The sequence below is a fragment of the Facklamia sp. P12955 genome (assembly GCF_050409565.1).
GTDB lineage: Bacteria > Bacillota > Bacilli > Lactobacillales > Aerococcaceae > Facklamia.
Genome location: NZ_JBNUPF010000067.1, coordinates 1 through 541 on the forward strand (window position 1 = coordinate 1; position 541 = coordinate 541).

The following is a 541-nucleotide window of genomic DNA, read 5'->3' on the forward strand; positions in this document are numbered from 1 at the left end:
CAAGCTTTAACATGGGTGCCGTCAATGAAAATAGCTTTAGAATCAATCATGTCCGCTTCAAAACACTGTGTGAGAATCTGGCTAAAGATCTGTTGGGCGATACTTGTCCCTTCGAAACGACGCTTATAATTTTTTCCAAAAGTTGAAAAATGTGGCACTGGGTCAGTGAGAGATAACCCTAAAAACCAACGATATGCGACATTCACCTGAATTTCTTGAATGGTTTGGCGCATACTTGGAATACCAAAGAGATATTGAATGATAGGGATTTTAATCAGTGTCACTGGGTCAATGCTCGGACGTCCATTATCTAAGCAATAAACATCTTCTACCAGTCCATAAATAAAAGAAAAATCAATATGTCGATCAATTTTTCTCAGAAGATGTTCTTCTGGAACAAGGTCTTCGAGCGCATGAAAAGCCATCTGATGACGTGCTTCGAACGTTTTACTTTCTGCATTAGTGGACATCATAGAAATCACCCGTTTTCTTTTTATTATATATCAAAAAGCCCTCTAAATCACCATAGGTTGGTGATTTA

Annotated in this window: 1 protein-coding gene; it reads right to left on the minus strand. The window is 38.1% G+C overall.

Annotated elements, in window-relative coordinates; genetic code table 11:
• Nucleotides 1-473, minus strand: a 473-nt coding sequence (locus tag ACQV2G_RS09155) for a transposase (protein ID WP_428876650.1), incomplete at its 3' end; no start/stop codon positions are given.
• Nucleotides 474-541: the final 68 nt, after the last annotated feature.